We start from the raw sequence: 571 nt of genomic DNA, 5'->3' as shown, positions 1-571 counted from the left end.
CAGGCGAAATCGATCAGGTCATGTCGATTCCTGCCGCACAAAAAAGGAAACTAATAAGCAAACTGCCTCAAAATGTGGCTGATACAAGTGCTTCGCTAGGTTCGACTTTTTACTACCTAAATACGCAAGAAGGACCGACCAAAGATCGTCGAGTTCGCCAAGCCCTCTCCTACGCCATTGATCGCAATCTACTGACTGATTCGATTTTAAGAAATGGTGGCATTCCGATGTTCACGCTAGTACCACCGCAAACCGATGGGTTTCAATCGCACACACCGGAATATTCAAAGTGGGACCAAATCCAACGAATTGACGAAGCAAAGCGTTTGTTAGCAGAGGCAGGCTACAACCAAAGTAACCCACTTAAGTTGACGTTTACCGTCCCGACTTTCTCGATGGATGTAAAAATGGCGACAGCCATGGCGGGCATGTGGAAGAGCCGTTTAGGCGCACAAGTCACTATCAAGCAGTTGGAACCTAAAGTCTTCTATGCCTTGAAAGAACCCACAGAAATTACGCGCGGCGGTTGGACTGCCGACTACAACGAGGCATCAACTTGGTTAGATATCTT

1 protein-coding gene is annotated in these 571 nt (G+C 47.3%); it reads left to right on the top strand.

Features of this window, described 5'->3' with window-relative positions:
• A partial coding sequence (locus R7044_RS27065) for an ABC transporter substrate-binding protein (RefSeq protein ID WP_225456210.1) occupies positions 1–571 on the top strand: 571 nt, incomplete at both ends.

The sequence above is a fragment of the Vibrio sp. 1402 genome, assembly GCF_033340275.1.
The sequence above is the reverse complement of the archived record's forward strand: the minus strand, read 5'-3'. Positions and strand labels throughout refer to the sequence as shown.